This window comes from Terrirubrum flagellatum (assembly GCF_022059845.1).
Classification (GTDB): domain Bacteria; phylum Pseudomonadota; class Alphaproteobacteria; order Rhizobiales; family Beijerinckiaceae; genus Terrirubrum; species Terrirubrum flagellatum.
The window spans coordinates 954,909-975,552 of the sequence record NZ_CP091851.1 but is presented as its reverse complement, the minus strand read 5'-3'; the positions used below and the strand labels follow the sequence as shown (position 1 = coordinate 975,552).

At 60.4% G+C, this 20,644-nt stretch carries 18 protein-coding genes and 2 pseudogenes; 3 read left to right on the top strand and 17 right to left on the bottom strand.

The genetic code is table 11. From position 1 onward, the window contains the following. Nucleotides 1–47: 47 nt before the first annotated feature. From L8F45_RS04960 to L8F45_RS04915, 10 genes are all read right to left on the bottom strand, one after another. Nucleotides 48–530 (bottom strand): hypothetical protein, encoded by a 483-nt coding sequence (locus L8F45_RS04960; protein WP_342361779.1) that lies wholly within the window; start codon nucleotides 528–530, stop codon nucleotides 48–50. A gap of 41 nt (nucleotides 531–571) precedes the next feature. Beyond that, nucleotides 572–2,620 (bottom strand): fused MFS/spermidine synthase, encoded by a 2,049-nt coding sequence (locus L8F45_RS04955; protein WP_342361778.1) that lies wholly within the window; start codon nucleotides 2,618–2,620, stop codon nucleotides 572–574. A 263-nt stretch (nucleotides 2,621–2,883) separates the two neighbouring features. Next, nucleotides 2,884–3,990: a helix-turn-helix transcriptional regulator gene (locus tag L8F45_RS04950; protein ID WP_342361777.1), complete on the bottom strand. Its 1,107-nt coding sequence runs from the start codon at nucleotides 3,988–3,990 to the stop codon at nucleotides 2,884–2,886. 459 nt (nucleotides 3,991–4,449) lie between these two features. Further along, on the bottom strand, nucleotides 4,450–5,385 hold the full coding sequence (locus tag L8F45_RS04945; protein ID WP_342361776.1) for a hypothetical protein: 936 nt from the start codon (nucleotides 5,383–5,385) through the stop codon (nucleotides 4,450–4,452). Between the two features lie 388 nt (nucleotides 5,386–5,773). After that, nucleotides 5,774–6,682: a flagellin gene (locus L8F45_RS04940; RefSeq protein WP_342361775.1), complete on the bottom strand. Its 909-nt coding sequence runs from the start codon at nucleotides 6,680–6,682 to the stop codon at nucleotides 5,774–5,776. A gap of 3 nt (nucleotides 6,683–6,685) precedes the next feature. Beyond that, the gene (gene flgK / locus L8F45_RS04935; protein WP_342361774.1) at nucleotides 6,686–8,425 is read right to left on the bottom strand and encodes a flagellar hook-associated protein FlgK; all 1,740 of its coding nucleotides are present in this window, start codon (nucleotides 8,423–8,425) and stop codon (nucleotides 6,686–6,688) included. Nucleotides 8,426–8,446: 21 nt separating this feature from the next. Then, on the bottom strand, nucleotides 8,447–8,920 hold the full coding sequence (locus L8F45_RS04930; protein ID WP_342361773.1) for a flagellar protein FlgN: 474 nt from the start codon (nucleotides 8,918–8,920) through the stop codon (nucleotides 8,447–8,449). 16 nt (nucleotides 8,921–8,936) lie between these two features. Then, nucleotides 8,937–9,194 carry a hypothetical protein gene (locus L8F45_RS04925; protein ID WP_342361772.1) on the bottom strand — a complete coding sequence of 86 codons (258 nt, stop codon included), beginning with the start codon at nucleotides 9,192–9,194 and terminating at the stop codon, nucleotides 8,937–8,939. A gap of 4 nt (nucleotides 9,195–9,198) precedes the next feature. After that, nucleotides 9,199–10,458, bottom strand: a complete 1,260-nt coding sequence (flgE, locus tag L8F45_RS04920) for a flagellar hook protein FlgE (RefSeq protein ID WP_342361771.1) — start codon at nucleotides 10,456–10,458, stop codon at nucleotides 9,199–9,201. 9 nt (nucleotides 10,459–10,467) lie between these two features. Further along, nucleotides 10,468–10,770, bottom strand: a complete 303-nt coding sequence (locus L8F45_RS04915) for a flagellar hook capping FlgD N-terminal domain-containing protein (RefSeq protein WP_342361770.1) — start codon at nucleotides 10,768–10,770, stop codon at nucleotides 10,468–10,470. Here L8F45_RS04915 and L8F45_RS04910 point away from each other — a divergent pair. Further along, nucleotides 10,769–11,170 (top strand): hypothetical protein, encoded by a 402-nt coding sequence (locus L8F45_RS04910; protein ID WP_342361769.1) that lies wholly within the window; start codon nucleotides 10,769–10,771, stop codon nucleotides 11,168–11,170. The genes L8F45_RS04915 and L8F45_RS04910 overlap by 2 nt on opposite strands. Here L8F45_RS04910 and L8F45_RS04905 read toward each other — a convergent pair. From L8F45_RS04905 to L8F45_RS04890, 5 genes and pseudogenes are all read right to left on the bottom strand, one after another. Further along, complete coding sequence (locus L8F45_RS04905) at nucleotides 11,095–11,484, bottom strand: flagellar export chaperone FliS (RefSeq protein WP_342361768.1); 390 nt, start codon at nucleotides 11,482–11,484, stop codon at nucleotides 11,095–11,097. The two genes, L8F45_RS04910 and L8F45_RS04905, sit on opposite strands and share 76 nt — an antisense overlap. Continuing rightward, nucleotides 11,481–13,232: a flagellar filament capping protein FliD gene (gene fliD, locus L8F45_RS04900; RefSeq protein ID WP_342361767.1), complete on the bottom strand. Its 1,752-nt coding sequence runs from the start codon at nucleotides 13,230–13,232 to the stop codon at nucleotides 11,481–11,483. Before fliD ends, L8F45_RS04905 begins: the two co-directional genes overlap by 4 nt. Before the next feature lie 58 nt (nucleotides 13,233–13,290). Beyond that, nucleotides 13,291–13,590, bottom strand: a pseudogene (locus L8F45_RS30820) (flagellin); the annotation flags it as partial. A gap of 534 nt (nucleotides 13,591–14,124) precedes the next feature. Continuing rightward, nucleotides 14,125–14,484: pseudogene (locus tag L8F45_RS30815) on the bottom strand (flagellin); the annotation flags it as partial. 131 nt (nucleotides 14,485–14,615) lie between these two features. Continuing rightward, entirely contained in the window at nucleotides 14,616–15,257 is a 642-nt protein-coding gene (locus L8F45_RS04890) for an RNA polymerase sigma factor (protein WP_425330010.1), read from the bottom strand. Nucleotides 15,258–16,620: 1,363 nt separating this feature from the next. Between L8F45_RS04890 and L8F45_RS04885 the strand changes: the two genes are divergently transcribed. Next, complete coding sequence (locus L8F45_RS04885; protein ID WP_342361764.1) at nucleotides 16,621–17,223, top strand: TetR/AcrR family transcriptional regulator; 603 nt, start codon at nucleotides 16,621–16,623, stop codon at nucleotides 17,221–17,223. Nucleotides 17,224–17,240: 17 nt separating this feature from the next. After that, nucleotides 17,241–18,071: an AraC family transcriptional regulator gene (locus L8F45_RS04880; protein ID WP_342361763.1), complete on the top strand. Its 831-nt coding sequence runs from the start codon at nucleotides 17,241–17,243 to the stop codon at nucleotides 18,069–18,071. Nucleotides 18,072–18,170: 99 nt separating this feature from the next. Here L8F45_RS04880 and L8F45_RS04875 read toward each other — a convergent pair whose 3' ends face one another. Together L8F45_RS04875 and argE are read right to left on the bottom strand one after the other, a co-directional pair. Continuing rightward, complete coding sequence (locus tag L8F45_RS04875; protein WP_342361762.1) at nucleotides 18,171–19,508, bottom strand: MFS transporter; 1,338 nt, start codon at nucleotides 19,506–19,508, stop codon at nucleotides 18,171–18,173. Nucleotides 19,509–19,531: 23 nt separating this feature from the next. Beyond that, complete coding sequence (gene argE, locus L8F45_RS04870) at nucleotides 19,532–20,635, bottom strand: acetylornithine deacetylase (protein ID WP_342361761.1); 1,104 nt, start codon at nucleotides 20,633–20,635, stop codon at nucleotides 19,532–19,534. Between the last annotated feature and the right edge of the window lie 9 nt (nucleotides 20,636–20,644).

Below are 20,644 nucleotides of genomic sequence, written 5' to 3'. Positions count from 1 at the left end.
TTGATTTGATCCAGCACTCTGCGTGATGCTTTTCGGCCCAGGGCGCTTCACGCTCTCCAACCATGCCGCGAGCGACGCCAGGTCGCGAACCCCAGCCCGCATAGGCCTACGACGGTGAGCGCCGCTCCCACAAAGATGCGGCCGCGTGCGGACGCTGACAGGTTTTCGAGCGTCGCCTCGTAAGCAAGAAGGGTCTTGCCGTCGGAGACCGCTTCGTAGATCAACTGAGCTTGAGGATCGACCAGGTATCGAACTTTAGTCCCCGGCGGCAGATCGCTGATGTCGGCCACCCAGAGTGTCGGCGCCGGCCGATAGACCTGTGTCATTCCGCTGACCGCGGAAAGACGAATTTCTTGAGATCGATAGTTGCTTCGCCTTCGACCGGACGTCTCATGAACGATGGGCATGTCGACATGTTGCGGTCCGATTGTCTCGGCGACGGACAGATCCTCCCGGCGAAGAGGAAGGCCGAGCCAACCAAGTCCAATGAAGTAGAGGCCTGCCACGACAGCCGCGGCCGAGCCAAGCATGGGCCAACCGTTCGATCTGTTCTGAGGCGCCGCCATGACGCTTAGCTTCCACCAAGATGAATGGCGGAGAGAATATTGTTGAAATCGTCGGTCCAGGCCGGACCGACATGTGGCGGCTTGAGTTCTTCGGCCTCGTCTGCGATTTCAGGAGACTCCATCCAGTTCCTGTCATGGGCCATAAGCACCCAATCGGAGGGCGATATTGGTGAGTTCTCATCAATCGCCTCCTCCGGATCATCAGCGACAATCTTCGCCACCAGATGTTCTTCGATCGCAAGCCTGGCCAAGGCCGGCTGAAGATCGACATATCGGTTTGAGATATGAAAAAGCAGCACGCCACCCCTCTTCAAATGCTTGAGATAAATCTGGATCGCCTCTCGCGTCAGGAGATGCATTGGAATCGCATCTCCCGTGAAGGCGTCGACAACCAGAACGTCGAAGCTCTGCGGAGGTTGCTTTTCCAGCGCCAGGCGAGCATCGCCCAGTTCAATGCTGACCGCAGCCTTGCTGTCGGAAAGGTACGTAAACTGGCTTCGGGCCAGTTCGACGACCTGCGGATTGATCTCGTAGAAACAAATTCGCCCGCCTGCCTCGCCATAAGCGGCAAGTGTTCCCGCGCCAAGTCCCACAACGCCAATCGCCAGCGGCGCACGCGAGTTCAGTTCTCGCTGACGGCGGATGGCGATAGCGACGCCAGAGGTCGCGCTATAATAGGTTATGGGCAATTTCTGGCGCGCCTGATCCAGATACTGTGCGCCATGCGGCGTGCCGCCGTGCTCCATCCGTCGCACGCGGTTTTGGGCGTCGCCAATATCAATGATGCGCAGCGCGCTATAGAAGTTACGCGCGAGCACACGAGATCGATAGATTTCATATCCGATTTGAGCCGCCGCCAACGTGACAATAGTCGCGGAAAGCGCGAGCGCCACACCTCGCTTGACCCCGCTTTCTCGCCGGCGCTGCCAGGCAAAAAGTATGCTCGCGATCGCGAGCGCAATCGGCATTTCAAAATTGCCTCGCAAGACAAGCGGCGCGAAAACACTGCCTATCAGCGCCCCTAGCGCGCCTCCGAGCGAAATCAAGATATAGTAGGTTGTCAGGTATTTTGGATGTGGTTTTCTTCCCGCCAACTCGCCATGGCAATAAAGGCAAAGGAAGAAGAGTCCGAGCATGAAGAGCGGCAGCGAAAAATAGAACTCGGCTACCCATCCTGCGTTGTGATAGATCGCCAGGATCGCCGCGCTCAAACCCATCGCTGGTCCGGCAATGGTCCAGCCGCGGTAAGGGCGGTCGCCAAACGCCAGTATGAAGGTGCTCAGATAGATCGCGAGAGGCGCGATCCAGATCAGCGGCGCCGACGCGACGTTCAAAGCCACGTATGCGCTTATTGATACGAGAGTCAGTGATCCGAGCGCAGAGAAAATCAGCCACATCATCGCCCGCCGAAGAGAAGGATGTGAACTGATCGGCGGCTCAATATCGGCACGCTGGCTCGCCGAGGCGCCATTCCCTGTCGCGCTGGACACCGCGGTCGCCGCGCAAACCAGCGCAAACAGGATGAAAAGCGCCGACCACAGATTCGCTTGCTGCGGTATCGCGAATTCCGGCTCAAACAGAAATGGGAAGACGAGAAGGCCCGCTAGCGACGCCGCATTCGATAGTGCAAACAGTCGATACGGCGTCTTCATGCTTCGCGCATACCACGCTTGCAGCAGCGGGCTGGTGCTCGAAAGTATGAAGTAGGGTAATCCAACTGTCGTCATGAGCAGCGCCAGAAGCCGGAACGCAGGAACACCGACGCCAGCTTTCCAGGACGGCGAGGCGACAATCGGCAGGCTCAGGATGCTGAGTCCAAGAAGCCCGACGTGAAGGACTACCTGTTGTCTTGGGGGCAGCCAGCGCACGACGGCATGCGCGTATAGATATCCCAGAAGAAGGATGAGTTGAAAAAAGAAGAGGCATGTGGTCCAGACGCTCGCCGCGCCCCCAAACCAGGGCAAGATTTGCTTTGCGATGATGGGTTGCACGAGGAACAATAAAAATGAAGAAAGCGCAATCGAGAGCTGGAAGCTCCACGCCTTCGCCTTCATGCGCGCGCCTCGCAAAGCGTCGCGGCCGCAGTGCAGGCGTTTGTGCTCCCAGCTTTTTCGCAGACATCCGCCGGATGCGCGGCCCAATACGAAAGGCTTGGCAGCATGTGGGTCAAGTTATCGCTCGACATCGAGCCGTTCGACATGCCGCCGCCTTTTGCAAGATCGCTCTCGCAGCTAGAAGCCCCGTTGGCGATCCGACTAGTGTCATTTGGGACATGCGAAGCGGAAACAGCCGCATATGCTGGCGTGCGACGGCTTCATCAAGAACCAAAGCCGCGCAGCAAGGCCAGCAGCGCGACCTGACTATGTGAATCCGTCTTTTCGAATATGCGCTTCAGATTGTTCCGGATCGTGCCTCTGGCGAGCTTGAGCTTTGCCCCAATCGCCTCCACTGTCAGGCCGTCCGCAAGAAGCAATGCAATTCCGGCCTCTCGTGGCGTCAGCCGGTAGAAGTCCATCAGAGCCGATCGGTTGATCGTGATTGGACGGTCAACTTCTCGCAAAAGAACGACGGCAAACGGCCGCGACGAGCCCGCAACCGAAAGATCAAATTGACCTGCCGGCAATATTTCGAGCAAGAGCGGCGGCCTCGGCGAGCGCCTCGGAAGGTGTATTCGCGTGGCGTGCGGCACAGGAGGCGATGCGGCTTTCACGAGCGCGGCGCGGAACTTGTCTGTTGCCCCCCGCGTCAGACCGCCGAGTCCGGACGGCGTCAGCGCGAGTCCGTCGGCCTCCTCCAGCAACCGCTCCGCGGCGAGATTCGCGACGAGCGGTCGCCCTTTGACATCGACAACAATGACGCCTTCGCTAATCCGATCGAGGGTGCTCGAAAGCAAGCTTACGCGTTCCTCAAGCACGGATAGTCTGCACTGAAATTGAAGCGCTAGGGTTACATGTGACGCCAAGGCTTGCAGGGCTTGCGTCTCCCGATCAAGAAATGCTCCCGTTTGGCGGCGCCGACACACATTCAGATGGAACGATAGATCAGTCCCGTCATGTTGGAAGCACGTTCCATGGAAGGCGCCCGTCGGGCGGATGACGTCGTTATAGATTTCCGTTCGTTCAAAATCACGATCGCCGACCACCTCCTGATGGCGAACAACCCTGCCGGGCGTCATCGCTCGATGCCACGGCTCCCAGAGACGCATAGTGTGGGGCGCAAAAAAACGCGCGCGATGGTCGTCGGCAAGCCCCGTCGTGGCGACAAACGGCCACCTTGCCGCCATGCTCTTATTGCTGAAAATCAACGCATGATCGCTTCGCAATCTGTTTGCAATCGAAGCGAGAGCCGACGGCCACTGCGCGCGATCGAGCGCGGCCGCAGCGATCAGCTCGATACAACGACGGTTTTCAGAGTCTGCAGTCACGCAAAACCTCCGCCGGTCAGAAGACCGCCGATCCGCCAGATTTCGGTCGAATTTGCTCCGAACCCGCCAGTCAGGCCGAGGCCAGGACAGAGCTTATCTAGGAACGGCGCTTGCGCAACCGGCCAGGTCCGCTTGCCAGAGGTTGAGCCGCGCGGAATTTATTCGGCTTGGCCAAAGCGCAGCCGTAAGATGTGTGAAACTTCGCAATCTTGACGCACAGCGACACCGGCGTTGCTCGAACGCGCAATTCACCAACACGGTGCGGCGCTCCTGCTCAAATTGTGAGCATCGTCAACAATCGCGCGCCCTTATTCGCCGTTCGGCTTGGCGAACGCCTTGGTCGCCCTTCTGGCGGCGCTTCATCGCTTGCCAGTGATGGGTGTCATTCGACAACTCCCACCAGAAACCCGCACCGGAGACAGAGGCGCGCCGGAAAATTCTCAAGGCATCGACCCTCGCTTATTTGCTGCACCATTCCAAATAGGAAAGCGTCTTCTTGAGCGCTGCGAGGTTGAAGAGCACCTGCACGCTGCTACCCGACCGCGCATCCAACCCCTGTCCGAACTTTAACGTTTCGAGGTGCGATTCACCGAGGGACGCTTCCAATGAAAACTCATCGCCATTGAGCTCAACCGGCAAATAGATCTCCGGCTGCTTGTCGACTTGGAGAACAAGGGTGTCGCTGCCCTTCTTTGCCACAGCGCCCGGCCAGAGCATAACGCGAATTTGGATGCCTTTCGATCCAAACGCCTGCCTGAATTGCAACGCATTGTACGGAGATGCGTCAAACTCGACAGGGTCGCGATTGAAAGCATAACACGCGGCGGTTCCCGTCGTGTATATCGTCCAGCCATTGGCCTGAACGAAAAAGTTTCTCTTAGTCTCTTGAGCAGACGTCGCTGTCGCCGACGATGACAGGAAAATGAGGAAAATGAGGACACGCATGCATATCTCCATGATGTTGGATAGCCTGACGCCAAGCGAGCGCCGCTCCCATTCGGAATAACAGAGACGACTTCCGTATTCATATGCCCGAGACAGCGAGACATCGAGAAATTCCGGAGGCGCATCGAGCCATTGCTGAAGCCAGATCGAGTTGGGCGCGCGCTTCAAATAGGTTGCGGGCGAATAGCGGCGACGATTGCTACAACGATAACGAAGCCAGCAAACAGAATCAAATCGAGACGGCGAGCGGCTCGCGGATCTTCTCGCCGCTTGCGATGCGCGAGAAACCAAGCGATCGTCCAATAAACAAACGACGCCAACGTCGTCCAAAGGGGCAAAATGCGGCCCAGAAAGCGCATCATGGATGCGGACGCTCCTCACCACCTCCGCCGCGATTGGCGTCGTCGGGTTATTCGTTTCCAATTGATTGGGAAAGACGACATGTCCCATATGGGACTATGGGGACGCTTTACATCGCGATCGACTAACGATCCACCCAGCAAGCATGACTGCCTGCGAGATAAAAGTATTAACTTGTCTGGCGACTTTACGCATTATCTTGCGGCGAAGAGCGCTTCACGGCAATCTAAAGCGTCTGAGCGCAAAGCGCATATGGCGGCAAATATACGCGTCGCCAGCTATCCGACACAGCGATGCGGAGAGTGTCATTCGAACGCTGAAATGGAGAAATGGCTAGCCTCAAGCGTCGCGTCAGATCGCATCGAGACGGCGAAGTTCATCGGCATCGTGAGACGCGAACGACCTCACTTCCGGCGCTCTACTCGCCGACGCAGTGCGTTCAGTTTTGGTCGCGAGGGGCGGTTCCCGTCGTCAGAAGCTATTTCAAATAATCCAGAATTGAGAGGCTCTGGATCTTGGCAATGGCGGAGTAAGAGGCCTGAAGTTGCGTTTCATAGGACGTGAGCTGCACGGTCACCGCGGCCACATCGACCTCCGTCTTGTCGCTGAGTTGCGACGAGGCGAAGTCCTGAAAGTTCGCCTGCGCGGAGGAAGCGTCCTGCAATGCGGACGAATTCAACGACAGTTTGCTTTGCGTCGCCGTCACGTTGTCGAGCGCGCTGGCGACGAGATCGGAGAAGCTTTGCAGTGTGTCTGAATCAAGCGTCGTAGCCGCATTCGCAACCAGCGCCAGGGCGCGCAAGGCCTGCTCGAAGCCAGAACTGTCGCCGGTCACACCGTAGCTGATCGTGCGTTCTCCGGACACCTGCACGGAAGCGATCGCGGAATCGCCCCGATAATAAGATCCATCCGCGGTGCTCACATCCGTCGGGCTATAGCCTGAAACGTCGACAGGCGTCGAAGTGGTGGCGCTCCCCGCAAAGAGGTAGCGCCCCTCATATTGGGTGTTCATCAATGAGGCGAAGTCTTCGAGATAGCCTTTGGCTGTCTCGATCAATGTCGACTCGGAGTCGTTCGCATCGCCGCTCTGCGCTGCGACGAGATCGGCGCGAAAATTCGAGAGCAGATCGGTCATCGACGACAGCGCGTCATACATCACTTCGACGCGACCGTTCGCCTCGTCAGCCGCCGCGGAATAGGTCTTCGAGCGCGCAAGTGACGCCTGCAGATTGAGTACGGTCTTCGCTGATGAGCCCAGCCCGCCATAGTCTTCGGAGATCTGGCCGGACGCTTCCTGCAATTGCAGGGTGGCCGTCTTCGCCTGGGTGCGCAGCGCGGCCGACAGCATCTTGTCGTTGAGCGCGAAAGTGGCGACACGCATGGTCATCGATCAGCTCTGCGCCGCGCTGAGCAACGCGTCAAACATGTCGTTCACAACCTGAAGAAGCTGCGCCGCTGTCGAATATTGCTGCTGGAGCTCGCTGATGAGCGCGGTCTCCTCGTCGAGATTGACGCCGGTCGCCGACGAGAAGGAGTCGTCGAGCGTCTGCTTCGCCGTCTCCTTCGTCGTCAGCGCGCTTGATGCGCTGGTCGCGCTGCTCGCCGCGGTCGAGATGATGTCCCCGGCATAGTCCGCAAAGGAAGACTTTGTCGATCCGAGACCGCCGGCCGCAGCAAAGGAATAGTCGCCGGCCAGCGCATCGCCCAGCGCCTGCGCGATCGTCGAGTCCCCCTCGGTTAGCGCCGCATCACCGACCGCGAGGGCGGAATCCGAGCTCAGGCTTGCAGTCGGCATCAGGCTTGAGTCAGCGAGAATGTCCTTTCGCACCGAGATGTCGGATGCGTTTGTTCCCGTCAGCAAATCGTTGAGCCCGAAATAGTTCGACAGCCCTTCGCCGCTTGAGCCGATCGAATCGTCGATATCGCCGATCGACACGCCGTTGGCGCTCGAGTCGCTGGAAATCGTCAGTTGGCCCGACGCGTTGATTGACGCTGACAGGCCGTCGATCGAATCGATCGCGTCAACGAGATCGCCGACCGTGCTATAGCTCGAGAGATCGAGATCCTGATAGGAGACAAGCACGCCGCTGCTGTCGGTCACGGCGATACGCGCGGTTCCCGTGGCGGACAGCGTGTCGCTCGCCGACACGATAACCGGTCCGATCAGCGTCGTCGGCGCGGGTATTGATGAGCCCGAATTCGAGACTGCATTCAGCGCCTCGATCAACCCGCTCGCCAATTCGTCGAGCTCGTCCTGCGCCGCCGGCAGCGTTTCGTCGCGCTGCTCGATGAGCGCGCCGATCTTTCCCGATGTGATGGCGCCCGTAACGTCGTTCCCGTCGACGGTGATCGCATCGAACACCGTATCCGCGGTGACAAGCGTCGCGCTGGAATAGCTCAGCTCGTGCGCCTTGCTGTCAACGAGCGTCGTCCCGGTCGACGCATAGACGCGCATCTGATTGTCGGAATTGACGTAGTAGGAGACGTTCATCTGCTCGGAGAGCGTCTGCAGCGCCGTGTTCCGCTGATCTTCGAGGGCGGACGTCGACTCTCCCCGGGCCTGTGCGCTCGCGATCTGAGTGTTCAGCTCGGCGATGGCGTTGAGGGCGTCGTTGGCCGCCTGCACACCATCTTCAATCTGCCCGTCCGCGTCGGCGCGCAGCGACTGGATGCTGGACGACGTCTCGCGCAGCTGGCTGGCGACTGTATCGAGCGCGTCGACAACCTGCGCCTTCAGCGTATCGCTCTCCGGCGTGCTCGCCAGTGACGACAGAGCCGATTCAAGGTCGGCGATACCGCTCGAAAGCGAGTCGCCGCTGCTGCTATCTGATGAGATCGAACCGAACAGACTTTGCAAACGATCGGCGAAGTCATTCGTCACCGTCGCTGCGCCCAGCGTCGTCGTCGCTTCAGCAAGGTCACTCAGCAGATATTTGCTGACATTGCTCGACACCGACGCGATGGCGACGCCGGATCCCGACGAGCCATAGTTCACCGAGGTCTGGGTCGCCGATTTCTTCGTGTAGCCCGTCGTGTCGGCGTTCGCGACGTTCGACGACGCAACGCTGATCTGGTACTGCGAAGCCGACAGCGAGCTGTAGGCGATCGTACGGATGCCGGAGAGGGACATCGAGCGCGCGCCCCTTCCCCGTTACACGCGACGGTCGCCGCCCAGCGCGCCGTGCGCCACCACCCCGGACCATGCGCGCCCGTTCGCCTGATAGGCCGTCGGAGCGCTGACCTGTTCACGCACCGCGCGCATCACCGCGTTCACACGCCGGCGCGTCGCCTCAATCGCTGCGCCGAGCCGGTTGACATTTTCATCCATCGCCGCCTGCAGCAGGCGCGCGCGCTCCGCCAGCCGCGCACGCTCGGATCTCGACTCCAGCGCGAGCGCGCCGGCGCGAATGGCAAGCGCCTGTCGCTCGAACTCGCGGGCGAGTCTGAACTTCTCCGCGAGCGATTGCGATGCCGACGCCGGCATTCCCGCCGCCAGCATACTGTTTTCCGACGCGATGATTTCAAGCAGATCATCAACCAGCTCCAGCGTCGCCTCGACGCTGTCGCCGAACATCCGCCCTTCCCGCATGTCCGAACAGTTCGGTATTCCGGCGTTCATCCTCATTCGCCTCTCTTCTCTTTCAGCGGCCTGACCGGCCAAGCCGGCCGGCCTGCTGATAGGCGCTTGTCGCCCGCATCTTCACGAGCACGCTGTCGATCTGCGTGCGCAATCCATCGCGAACGCTTCTCAGCCTGACGCTGATCTGGTTCATTTCGTCGAGCAGCGCGAGCGCCTGTCGAATGCGCGCCTTGTCGCGGCTCCTGCGCGCCGACGCGAGGTCGCGAACCTGCTGCTCCGCCCGCTTAAGCCTCGAGAACAGCCGCTCATCCTCCTGCATGAGGTCACCTGACGGCGCTGATCAGCGTGTCGTACATTTTGCTGACCGTCGACATCACCTGCGCCGCGGCGGAATAAGCCTGCTGCGCCGCCATCATGTTGCTGAATTCCTCGTTCGTATCGGTGGTGCTCGTTTCAAGCTCGCTGCCATAGATCACCCCGGCGCCGCCGGTGCCGGCGACATGCAGCATCGCCGAGCCGGATTCCGAACTTTCGGAATAAACGCCGCCATTAAGCGCCGTCAGTCCATTCGCATTGTTGAAGGTCGCCACCGCAACCTTGTAGATCGCCCGTTGCTCGCCATTGTCATAGTTGGCGTAAACCGTGCCATCGTCGCCGATCTCGACGCTGGTCAGCGTGCCGAAGCCGACGCCGTCCTGATCGCTGGTCAAGGTCACGCTCAGCGTATCGGCGCCGGTCGCAAGTTGGGTCAACCCGTTCGAGCTGCCGGCGTCGCCCATGTCGAAGCTGATTGAACTGTCCGCCGCGCCAGTAGTCCAGCCCGTGATCGTCAACGTCGGCGGGTCGGGATTCGTGCTGGCGAGCGTGCCGTCCGAATTGAAGTTGACGGTGATCGCGCTGCTCGACACCGTGCCGAGCGTGCTGCCGCCATCAGAACTCGTGGGATCGGAGAAGCTCGCCGTCCAGGTGTTCTCCGCAGTCTTTGTCCAGGTGATCGTCGTTTTCGCTGCGGTTCCAAGCGAGTCATAGATTTCGAGCTCGCTCGTGAAGCTGTCGCCGACGGTGGCGTCGGCGGGGAGATTGGCCTGCAGCGACGCCGTCGTGGTCGCGGCGCCGATCGTCGACACCGCGTTGGTGTTGATCTCTTCGAGCGTGCTCGACAGCGTCGACCCGACAACATTTCCTTCCGCATCGGTCGGCCAGCCCAGAAGGTAATAGTCGCCGTTGGTGAGGTATCCGTTGGCGTCGACCGAGAACGCGCCGTTGCGTGTATAATAGACCTGGTTCGTGTCGGCGCCGGCGCTGACGGCAAACATGCCGCTGCCATAGATGGCCATGTTGGTGCTGGTTGATGTCGACGTCAGCAATCCTTGAGCGCTCACGTTCGATACGCCGGTGACGGACACGCCGCCGGAAGAATAGGAGGTAGTCGAAGAATTCGTCAGCAGGCTCTCGAAGCTCGCTGATGTCGTCTTGAAGCCATAGGTGCTGGCGTTCGCAAGATTGTCGCTGATCATCGCAAGCGCGGAGCTTTGCGAGCTTAGGGCGGATACCGCCGAAGACAGGGCGCCGGACAGACTCATTACTCGACCTCAGACGCTGACATTCAAATTCGAAGCGATGCCGCTGAGCGTGGAATTCATCGACGTCAGCGTCGAAGACAGCTCGGACAGCGTCGAGTTCATTGACGATTGCGTGTCGTAACTCGCATACGACATCAGCTGATTGACCATCTCATTGGAGTCGCTGGGATCGAGCGGATTCTGGTTCTTCAACTGCTCGACGAGAAGTTGAAGAAAGTCATCTCCCGAAAGCGAAGATGAGCTTGAGCTTGAACTCGCTGACGCGCTTGAGGTTGTCGCAAGGCTCGCGGAAGTGATAGCGCTGACGCTCATGGCCGATCTCAACAATTACTGTTCGACGCGCGACGATGTCGTCCGCGCCGCACGCTCTGGAGTTGCGTGTTGTGGCTTCGTGATTGATACGATCGAGCTGATGAAATCAGGCGGACTATTTGGCCGGCTTGATCTGGCGCTCAAAGGCCCGGCCAGTTTACCGCAATACCCAGACCGAGCGGAGATTCTCTATCACGTCGGCCGCAAATATCTCGGAATTTGCAAGCAAGTTCAGGTAAACGCGCAAGGTCGCCGCGATCGACGTGGCCTTAAACGAACGCGGGGCGCGGATTCCTGCGCCTCTTTTGTTTTGAACCGGCCAGGCTATTTCAGCGTCGGCATTCCCGCGACGATCGCCCAGGCGTCGCGCAGCTCGGCCAACCCCTCCGCGATCTTTTGATAACGCGCGATGGCGTCCGGCTTTCCATAAGCCATGTGGAGCGCGACGATGTTTCTGTTGTAGGTGCGCATCAGATCTGTCGACATCTGCTCGGCCAGATCGAATCTCAGATTCTGAATCAACGCGCGCAGGATCATGCTGGTCTTGACGATGTTGATATAGCTTTCCTCATGCTTCTTTGCTTCGGTTGCGGTGATCGCGCGCCGCAGGAGGAACAACATCTGATCGAAGAGCTTGACGATGGCGACGCGTGGATGAACCTGCGTCGCCGCCATCCGATAAGCGGCGATGCCGGTGTTCAATTTTGAGTTCATGACGAGCTATTCCACTGATCGAGCAAGGCCGTGAGATAGTCCTGCGACGATTTCGCAGAATTGATCGCCGCCTGATACTGGGCGTAGCGATTGGTGAGGTTGGTGCGATAAGTTTCCGCCGCGCTTCTGATATCATCACTCTTCGACTGCAGCGTATCGTCTGTGTTTTCAAGCCCGTCGATCAGGCTTTGCAGGCTGCCGTCGCTGTCATCCGACGCTGCCTCGGATGCATTATACAAACGCTCGGCGAGACCGGAGCTCAGGGAGATATTCACCGACTTTGAGGACGATCCGACAAAGACGAAGGTGTAGCCCTCATATTCCGTGCCGGCGTTGCCGATGATGCGCGTTCCCTTGACGGTGAAAAGAGACGAGTCGCCATCGACGGAAGCCGAGGTCACCGCTCCGCTGGAATCAACCGAGATGTCCAGCTTGAAGTCGTCCGGAGTCGCCGTCCCTCGCGAGAGAAGCTTCACGTCGCTCGATGACGACGTCATCTGAAACGTCAACAGGCTCTCGACCGCGTCCAGATTATCGAGAAGCGCGTTGTCAAGCGTGTCTTCATCAAGAACGAGCTCGTTGTTCTCGTCGAAGGACAGCCCGATCAGCGCCATCGATTGCTTGTCGATCGACGTATTGAGCGCATCATAGACCTGGCTGCTGATGCTGCGCAGCGTTCCATCGCCGAAGAGAACGGAATCGTCCGACGCTGATCCCGACGAGGTCACCTCCTGCTGCGTCTCCGCATATTGCCGGAAAGCGTTGTAGGCGTCGACCAGCGACTGGACTGCCGTTTTAACCGAGCTGACATCGGCGCCGATGTCGACTGTGATCGATTGGTCGCTGTCCTCGTCCGGATCGTCCTGCGTCGTCTGATAGAGCCGGAACGTCACACCGTCGACGAGGTCGTCGATGTCATTGGCGCTGCGCGTGACGGTGACGCCGTCGAGCTTGATGATCGCCTTCTGAGATTCCTGCAGCGTGTCTGCGAACGCTCCAGTGTCGTCCGTCACGCCAAGTTCATTGAGCACGTCGTCCCCCGAAACCGCCGAAGCCGCGATCGTCTCTCCTGTCTCCGTCGTTGAGAGAACGAGCCGGTACTCCGAGTCCGAAACCTGAAGGACTGTCGCCTGAACGCCGGTCGTGTCGCTTTCATTGTTGATCGCTTCCGCGATCTCGGCGAGCGTCATATCTTCGTTGATGGTGATATCGGCGCTCTCGCCGTCTTCGGTCCCGATCGAGAACACGCCGGAATAACCAAGATTGGTCGTATTGCTTGCTACGGCGTCGCCCGCAACCTTGTGCGCTTTCGCGAGCTGGAGAATCTTCAGATTATAGCTCCCCGTCGCCGATCCGCTGTCGGCGGTGACCGAGACGGAGGACGAGGCGTCAACATCGCCGTTGGCCGTCAGATAGGCTTCACGGTCGAGGAAGACGTTGTCCGATAAGGATGAACTTCCCGAAGGCGCGCGGAGCGCCTGCGCGGCGTCCGTCACGTCGCTCAGAAGCGACTGCAATTGCTGATAGGCCGCGACCTTGGTCTCGTTTGCAGTCACCTTAAGGTCGATAGCGTCCGCCTTGTCGAGCTTCGCCTGAACCGCCTGCTCAATGAGCGCGTCCCAGTCGATGTCGGAGACGTCGGTCGAATTGCTCGTGCTGGACGTGCTGCTCGAACTCGACGTGTTCGATGTCGACGCGCTCGTGCTCGAGGAAGTCGTGCTTGAGCTGGTGCTGCTGACGGACGTCATGCGGCGCTTCTCACCCGGCTGATTGCGGGCGGGGCGAAACCCCGCCCGCGATGTTCAACTATTGCAGCAGCTTCAGCAGATCCTGCGGGATCTGGTTGGCCTGCGCCACAGCGGCGACCGCCGCCTGGGTCTTCACTTGCTCGGAGGCGAGCTTGGACGACTCCGAAGCGACGTCGACATCGGCGATCGCCGAATTGGCGGACTCGAGATTCTCGATGCTGGTGGCGATCGAGTCGGAGCGGAAGCTGAATCGCGATTCGAGCGCGCCGATATTCGCCCGCGACTTCGAGACCGTGTCGATCGCCGTGTCGAGCTTGTCGAGCGCGGCCTCGGCGTCGGCCTGGGTCGCGACCGAGAGCTTGTCGCCTGCATCGCGGCCGGTGCTGCTTGTGATGTCAAAGCCAAGGTCGGAGGCCGAGAAGCTGTTGTCCGTCGACGTGAAATTGTCGACCGTGATCGACGAAGACGAGCCCGTCGCGCTGTTGCTGAGCGTCAGGTCTCCGGTGGTCGCGTCGACCGACGCCGTCACCGTGTTGCCGCTCACCGCGCCCAGCGCGGTGTTGATCGCATCCGCGATATCCTGCGCGGAATATTTTCCGTCCGAGTTCGTGCCGCCGGTCGCGCTCAGCGTGACTGCTGTGCCATTGACGTCGAACGACACGCCGCCGCCGCTCGCATCATAGCCGGAGCTTCCGCCGACGAGATCGGCAGGCGACTCATCCGCTGACGCCGTCAGGCCGAGCGATGTTGAGTCGAGCGCATCAATCTGGAGAGTGATTGTGTCGCTGCTGTCCGAACCGACCATCACAGCGATGCCGTCGGCGACGTCGGCCGTACCGTTGAGCAGACTGGCGCCATTATAGCGCGTGCTGCTCGAAATGCCGTCGATTTCGTCTGAGAGCTGCGAAAACTCCGCATCAATATAGGAGCGCTCGGTGTCGGTGACAGTGCCCGAAACGGACTCGGACGCCAGCGCCTTCATGCGCTGCAGGATGTCGCTGATGTTCGAGGCGCCGCCGTCCGCGGTTTGCAGAATCGACACTCCGTGCGAAGCGTTGGTAGCCGCCTGGGTGAGCGCCGTCACATCAGACGAAATGCGGGTCGAGATGGCGAGACCCGCCGCGTCGTCAGAGGCCTTGGTGATGCGCGATCCGCTCGCAAGCTTGGCGAGCGAGGACGACTGATCGGCGGAGTTGATGTTGAGGTAGCGGATCGCCGAATTGGCGGCGGTGTTCGTCGAAATCACGGGCATAGGCGTTGTCCCTTGCGTCTGGAGTCCCCGCCCGGTCGCGAGCGAGCCGACGCGACGTCCGCGTCTGCTGCTTCTACGGGCGAGCAAGGAAAGATCAGGCGGCCGCCGCGCGGGCCGCCGCGAATCCATCGTTAATCGTTGGTGAACGACTCGCGGATGTCTCGCGCGGATCGGGAGAGCTTCTTGCGGAGATGCTGCCGACCGCGCTTCAAGAGCGACTCCACGGCGGCGACGGTGGTGTCGAGCACTTCCGCGATCTCTCCGTTGCTCATGTCTTCGAAGTAGGAAAGGATCAAGGCGACACGCTGGTGATCGGGGAGCCGCGCCATGGCGCCGCGCAGCAGGTCGCTCACCTCGTGACGATGGATCGTCGAGAGCGGGTCCGGCCGTTCGTCCATCACCTCTGAAGCCGTCTCCATCTCTTCGGTCCGAGGCTGACGCCGAAGATCGAGGCAACGATTGGTGACCACGCGATAGAGCCAGGTGGAGAATTTGGCGCGGCCGCTTTCCCAGGCGCCGCGTAGCGCCCAGACTTTCAGCATCGTGTCCTGCACGACATCGTCAGCGTCGGCGCTGTTGCCGAGAATACGCAAGGCAAGCGCATAGGCGCGATCGATGTGCCGTTCGACCAGAATGCGAAACGCGGATTGATCGCCATCGCCAATCATGCGCAGCAGATCATCGTCGCTGTCGTCTGGCCGCGCGGCGATCACCGTGCGCGCGATCGGCGCAAGCGTTGGCTCGTCGAATGAAAAGCCGGCTGCGCCGGGCATCAGCAGCAGCGGCGCCGCTATCCCCAGAGATGCCGTTACGCAGGACAAGGCCGCCTCCACTCGCCGGGCAAGGGCGCTCTCGCCCTTCGATCCCTAATACGGCGAATCAGCCAAGTTCAGGCGGAATAAATTGTATCATTTCATGTATTTAGTGGGAAATAATGACCTACCTGCCCGGTAATTTTTGCCGCCCGCTATATCGCCGTCCGCTCAGAGCGCGTGAAAGAAACAGGCTTCACGAGCAACGCGAGGCGCTTTGGTCGACCCGATGGCGCCGTTGATATATAGCACTGCGCCTAAGGAGCGAGGAGCAAGCGGTTCACTCATGGTTCTTCGACGCGGTCGCCAGATCAATCACCGGGTTGCCGATATCTCTGGCAAATGTTGCAGGTTAGCATTTGAATACGATTACAAAGAGAGCGGATGTGCTTCGACTGGCTGAAAGTTTCTCGTGCATTATTTTGTTCTCGGCGTCATCAGCCAAAATATCATGTCGATCAGAACTTCTGCCACGCGATCTGCATCGGCAGTTAAGCTATACAATATGAATCCTGAGCTCGTCATTGGCAGGCTCAGATGAACAGCGCGGTTTCCGCTGCGATCCGCGTAGCGGGTTCAGCGCCCGGCGCGGCTTGTCGCGCGGTGCCGAAGTGACACAACAATTCAATGTCGTCAGGAAGGGCAGCGTAGTCGCTCGATACCCTTGCATGAACGGCACAGTTCGCTGCCGAGCGATAGAATAATCATTTAGAACACTCTCCTCAATCGAAGTCTCTAGGTGCTGTCAGTCGCGAGAAGTGGCGACAACCTTGTTGGAGGCATGGCTTTGTTATTGAGCGGCGAGCGCCAACGCGGGAGGCGTTCAATTTCGCAGCAAGAACTCATGTCGCTTCGCGGGACATCGGCGATGTACGTGGGCGCATCAAAGAGCTGGGCCATCGGATCGACATCGATCAGTCGCTCAGTCTATATCGTACGTTACCGGCAATCTGCGATGCTCGAACGATCCGGCGTAATCCTTCTTGCCCAATTTTTTCGTTATCAAGTACAAAGGCCGCAACTCGCGAAAATTCGACCGAGGAGCGCCAATTCCGGACATTCCCGCCAGTTCCTCATAGCGGACCCTCAGCAGCGGGCGGGATCAAAGCCGGTCGCCACCTAGGCGTGCCCTTCGGCGCTCGGGTCGCCAGCTTCCCGGCGCTCATCCGAGCGCGGCCCCGAGAGGCGCAACCAGGTGCCGCCGAGCATCCCAACAATGTCGGCATCAGGATAACCGCGCTCGCACACGCTCTGTGAAAAACTGGTTCCCACTCTTCTGCACGCCGCTATAGACGAGACGGTCCGTCTCGTCTAAGTCTTGTCGATGCAGAAAGCGGGCGGTGCGAAAGTCCGGCGCCGATCGGCGCAGTCTCACGAAGCGGTTCTGACCGCCGCCGGCGAGCTCGCCGGCCGGCGGGGATACGCAGCCTGTACGATCGAGGAAATCGCTGCGGCCGCGGGCGTCGGCAAGCAGACGATTTACCGCTGGTGGCCGAACAAGGTCGCGTTGTTCATCGAAGTCTATTGCAAACTCATTCCAACCAATCTTGGCTCAAAGGACGCAGGCAGCCTGGAGGGCGACCTCGAATGCCTGCTCGACGAATTGTCGCGTCTCTATGCGCGGACACCCGCCGCCAACATCCTTTCCGGTCTTGTCGCGGAGGCGCAGGCCGACGCCTCCCTAGCACAACAGCTCCGCGAGACCTATGTCGCGCCGCGACGAGTCATTCTCCGCGCCGTCTTTCTGAGGGCGTTCGAGCGCGGCGAAATTTCATCCCGCGACAATTTCGAATTCGTGAGCGACCTGTTTTCGGGCGCTGTCTGGTTCCGGCTTCTCCTTGGGGAGAAGCGCTTCGGCGCAGAATTCAAGCGGCGGCTCGTCTCCGCGATCGTGAGCGCGATCAGGCTGCCGCCGCCGCGAAAGTAACCGGCCGGAGGGGCGCCGTGGCTCGCAGAGATCCGCTCAACATAGCTCACTACTGGCGCGACCGCCGGCTGGAAGGCCTGAGCTTGATGCGGGCCGACTTTCAGACGCAGCAATATGCGCCTCATCGCCATGAGGGCTTTGTCGTCGCGGTGACGGAGCTCGGAGGCTCGGTCATCAGGAGCCGCGGACAGGTTGGCGAGGCGAAAGCCTCCGTCCTTCTCGTCTTCAATCCGGACGAACCACATGCCGGCGGCATGGGAGCGAGCCGTCGATGGCTCTACCGCTCGCTCTATCTGGAACGCGATGCGATTGATCTTCTCGCCCAGAGTCTTGGCGCAAGCTCCCTGCCCTGCTTCACCCGCAATGAATTTCCGGACTCCGATCTGATCGACGGTTTTCTTGCGCTGCATCGCGCGCTCCAGGAAGGCCGCGACGCGCTTCGGGAAAGGGAGCTGCTTGTCGCGACGTTCGGCGCATTGTTCGCCCGACATGGCGCCGGCGCGAAAGACGCGACGCGCCGGCCGCAGGACAGGGTGCGGCTTGCAACCGCACTCGATCTCATGCGCGCGCGCATCGCCGAGCCGATTTCGCTTGTCGAACTGGCGACCGAGCTTGCCTTGACAGAGTATCAGGTCATCCAGCTTTTCAAGCGGATGACGGGATTCACTCCGCATAGCTATCTCAATCAGCTCCGGCTCGATCAGGCGCGTCGCCGTCTTGCACGCGGAAGCTCGATTGCCGATGCGGCGGCCGCATGCGGTTTCTATGACCAGAGCGCCCTCACCTCGCATTTCAAGCGCTGCTATGGCGTGACGCCGCTCCAGTTCGCGATCGCCGCGCGCAACTAGAACGACGCGAAAAAGCGGCAACCGCTTTTCCAGAAAGACGTTGCGATGACAAAGACGGGGCGGCGACTAAAGCGCATCCGCCCCGGCGTCCTCGCCCTCCTACGCCTGTCCGGCCAACGGCGCCGTCGCTTGTGCGGGCGCGGCGCTTTCGCTTTCACGCACGAACAGGACGATCGCTGTTCCCAAACAAATCGCCGCCGACACATACCAGGCCGGCGAGAGCGGCGTCCCGGTGGCGGCGATCAGCCAGGTCGCGATGAAGGGCGCAAAGCCGCCGAAAATCGTGACAGCAAGATTGTAGGCGATGGACGTTCCGGTCGATCTGATCTCAGGAGGGCAAATCTCGGCGATCGCCGCCGGCGCCGTTCCAGTGAAAGCGGCGATGAGCACCGCGAAGACGATCTGGAAAAGCAGCAGCGGCCACAGTCCCGGCGCGGCCGTGAGCATTGCCAAAGCAGGATAGGTCAGGAGAGCGATCGTCAGCGCGGAGCCGATCAGAAGCGGACGGCGGCCGATATGATCAGACAAAGCGCCGAAAACGGGCGCAAGCGCCAACAGCAGCGCCAGACTCACGCTGCTCGCAAAAAACGACGTGCTTTGCGGCAGGTGGAGCTGCCGGATAGCGAATGTCGGCATATAGATCAGAAAGAAATAGGTGCAGACAGTCCAGGTGATCGTGACGCCGAAGCCGATGATGATGCTTCGTTTGTGAAACTGCAGCGTCTGTCCCAGCGCCGACCTGTCGCCCGGGCGCTTCGCCTCCGTGAACTCCTTCGCGTCTTCGGTCTGCGCCCTGATGTAGAAGCCGACCGGCCCGATGAGGAGCCCGAGCAGAAAGGGAACGCGCCAGCCCCAGCTCTCCAGCGCGCTCTGCGAAAGCAGACCGGTCGTCGTCCAGCCGACGAGAGAGCCCAGAAGGAGCGCGGCCGCCTGGCTGGCCTGTTGCCAACTCCCGAAATAGCCGCGCCGGCCGGCCGGCGCGTGCTCGACGAGAAACGCCGTGGCCGCGCCAACCTCCCCGCCAGCCGAAAAACCTTGCACCAGCCTCGCTACGACGATGATGGCCGGCGCCCAGAGGCCAATGCTCGCGAAGGTTGGCGCGAGCCCGATCATCGCAGTGCCAAGCGCCATCAGCAGGATGGACACGGACAGCGCAAACTTGCGCCCTCGTTGGTCGGCCATGCCGCCGAGCACGACAGCGCCGACCGGGCGCATGAAAAAGCCCACTCCAAAGGTCGCGACCGTCAACAACAACGCCACAGTGTCGTCCCCGGCCGGGAAAAACAGCCGCGAAATGATGACAGCGAAGAATCCGTACACCGCAAAATCGTATGTTTCGAGCAGGTTTCCGATCGTTGCGGCGACGATCGCGCGGCGATGTGCGCTCGCGCCGATCCGCGTAGAGATCGAAGCGGCGTCGGTTTGAAATTCGATCATTCAGGTCCCCCTCAGCGATGTGTCTATCGGTCGCGCTGCGCCCACTCGGCGACGCGGCCCATGAAGCGCGACGCGTCCTGCAATTGCTGAATGGAAATCCATTCGTCGGGCTGATGCGCCTGCTCGATCGAGCCGGGGCCGCACACAACGGCTGGAAGGCCCACCGCCTGGAAGAACCCCGCTTCGGTGCCGAATGGCAGTTCGGCGAGCGGCGTCACGCCGCCCAGCTTCTCCACAAGTTCGATCGCCTGGTGGTCGACCGCAGGCCTGAGCGGCGGGATGTCGACAGTCGCCTTCGTTTCCGAGCGAAGGTTTCCCGAACAGGCCCGGTGGATGATCGCTTCCGCCCTGGACCGAAGCTCCGCGACGTCAGCGTCCGCCGCGGGACGAATCTCCCAATGAACCTCGCAAAGACCCGGCACGATGTTGATATGGGTGCCGCCCGAGATCAGGCCGACATTGACCGTGGTGCTCTCGCTTCCTGCCGCCCCCGGCATATTCTCCAGCAACAACGACACGAATCGTGACGCCGCAGCGATGGCGCTCTCTCCCAGGCCAGGGTCGCCTGAATGCGCGGCCCGCCCGTGAAACGACGTCCGAAAGCCGAGATAGCCGCGATGACGATCAGCGATGCGCATGCCGGTCGGTTCACCGACGACCACCACGGTCGGCGCCGGCAAACGGCCAGCGAGATCGGCCGCAAGGCTAGACGCCCCGAAGCAACCGATTTCTTCGTCGTAGGTCAGCGCCAGGTGAATTGGCCGTTTCAACAGCGCCTGCGAAAATTCGCGGGCCGCAGCGAGGCAGCAAGCGATAAAACCCTTCATATCGACTGCGCCGCGGCCATGGAGACGGCCTTCGCGCTCGACAAGCTGGAATGGATCGCTGCTCCAGACCTGACCGTCGACGGGAACCGTGTCGGTGTGCGCCGAAAGGACGATCCCGCCCGGCGCGTCGGGACCAAAGCTTGCGAGCAGATTGGCTTTCGCTCCCGTCGGGTCAGGGATCACGCAAACACGCGCTCCAATTCTTTCAAGAAAATCGGCTGCCCAGGATACGAGCTGCAGGTTGGAATTGCGGGAGGTCGTGTCGAAAGCAACGAGCTTCCGAAGCAGTTCGATCGCCATTCTTGCCTC

Excerpts from the sequence above, each read along its gene's own strand:
- L8F45_RS04960 (WP_342361779.1), bottom strand. The coding sequence starts at position 530 with ATGCTTGGCTCGGCCGCGGCTGTCGTGGCAGGCCTCTACTTCATTGGA.
- L8F45_RS04955 (WP_342361778.1), bottom strand. The coding sequence starts at position 2,620 with ATGAAGGCGAAGGCGTGGAGCTTCCAGCTCTCGATTGCGCTTTCTTCA.
- L8F45_RS04945 (WP_342361776.1), bottom strand. The coding sequence starts at position 5,385 with ATGGGACATGTCGTCTTTCCCAATCAATTGGAAACGAATAACCCGACG.
- L8F45_RS04940 (WP_342361775.1), bottom strand. The coding sequence starts at position 6,682 with ATGACCATGCGTGTCGCCACTTTCGCGCTCAACGACAAGATGCTGTCG.
- flgK (WP_342361774.1), bottom strand. The coding sequence starts at position 8,425 with ATGTCCCTCTCCGGCATCCGTACGATCGCCTACAGCTCGCTGTCGGCT.
- L8F45_RS04930 (WP_342361773.1), bottom strand. The coding sequence starts at position 8,920 with ATGAGGATGAACGCCGGAATACCGAACTGTTCGGACATGCGGGAAGGG.
- L8F45_RS04925 (WP_342361772.1), bottom strand. The coding sequence starts at position 9,194 with ATGCAGGAGGATGAGCGGCTGTTCTCGAGGCTTAAGCGGGCGGAGCAG.
- flgE (WP_342361771.1), bottom strand. The coding sequence starts at position 10,458 with ATGAGTCTGTCCGGCGCCCTGTCTTCGGCGGTATCCGCCCTAAGCTCG.
- L8F45_RS04910 (WP_342361769.1), top strand. The coding sequence starts at position 10,769 with ATGGCCGATCTCAACAATTACTGTTCGACGCGCGACGATGTCGTCCGC.
- L8F45_RS04915 (WP_342361770.1), bottom strand. The coding sequence starts at position 10,770 with ATGAGCGTCAGCGCTATCACTTCCGCGAGCCTTGCGACAACCTCAAGC.
- L8F45_RS04905 (WP_342361768.1), bottom strand. The coding sequence starts at position 11,484 with ATGAACTCAAAATTGAACACCGGCATCGCCGCTTATCGGATGGCGGCG.
- fliD (WP_342361767.1), bottom strand. The coding sequence starts at position 13,232 with ATGACGTCCGTCAGCAGCACCAGCTCAAGCACGACTTCCTCGAGCACG.
- L8F45_RS04890 (WP_425330010.1), bottom strand. The coding sequence starts at position 15,257 with ATGCCCGGCGCAGCCGGCTTTTCATTCGACGAGCCAACGCTTGCGCCG.
- L8F45_RS04885 (WP_342361764.1), top strand. The coding sequence starts at position 16,621 with ATGCAGAAAGCGGGCGGTGCGAAAGTCCGGCGCCGATCGGCGCAGTCT.
- L8F45_RS04875 (WP_342361762.1), bottom strand. The coding sequence starts at position 19,508 with ATGATCGAATTTCAAACCGACGCCGCTTCGATCTCTACGCGGATCGGC.
- argE (WP_342361761.1), bottom strand. The coding sequence starts at position 20,635 with ATGGCGATCGAACTGCTTCGGAAGCTCGTTGCTTTCGACACGACCTCC.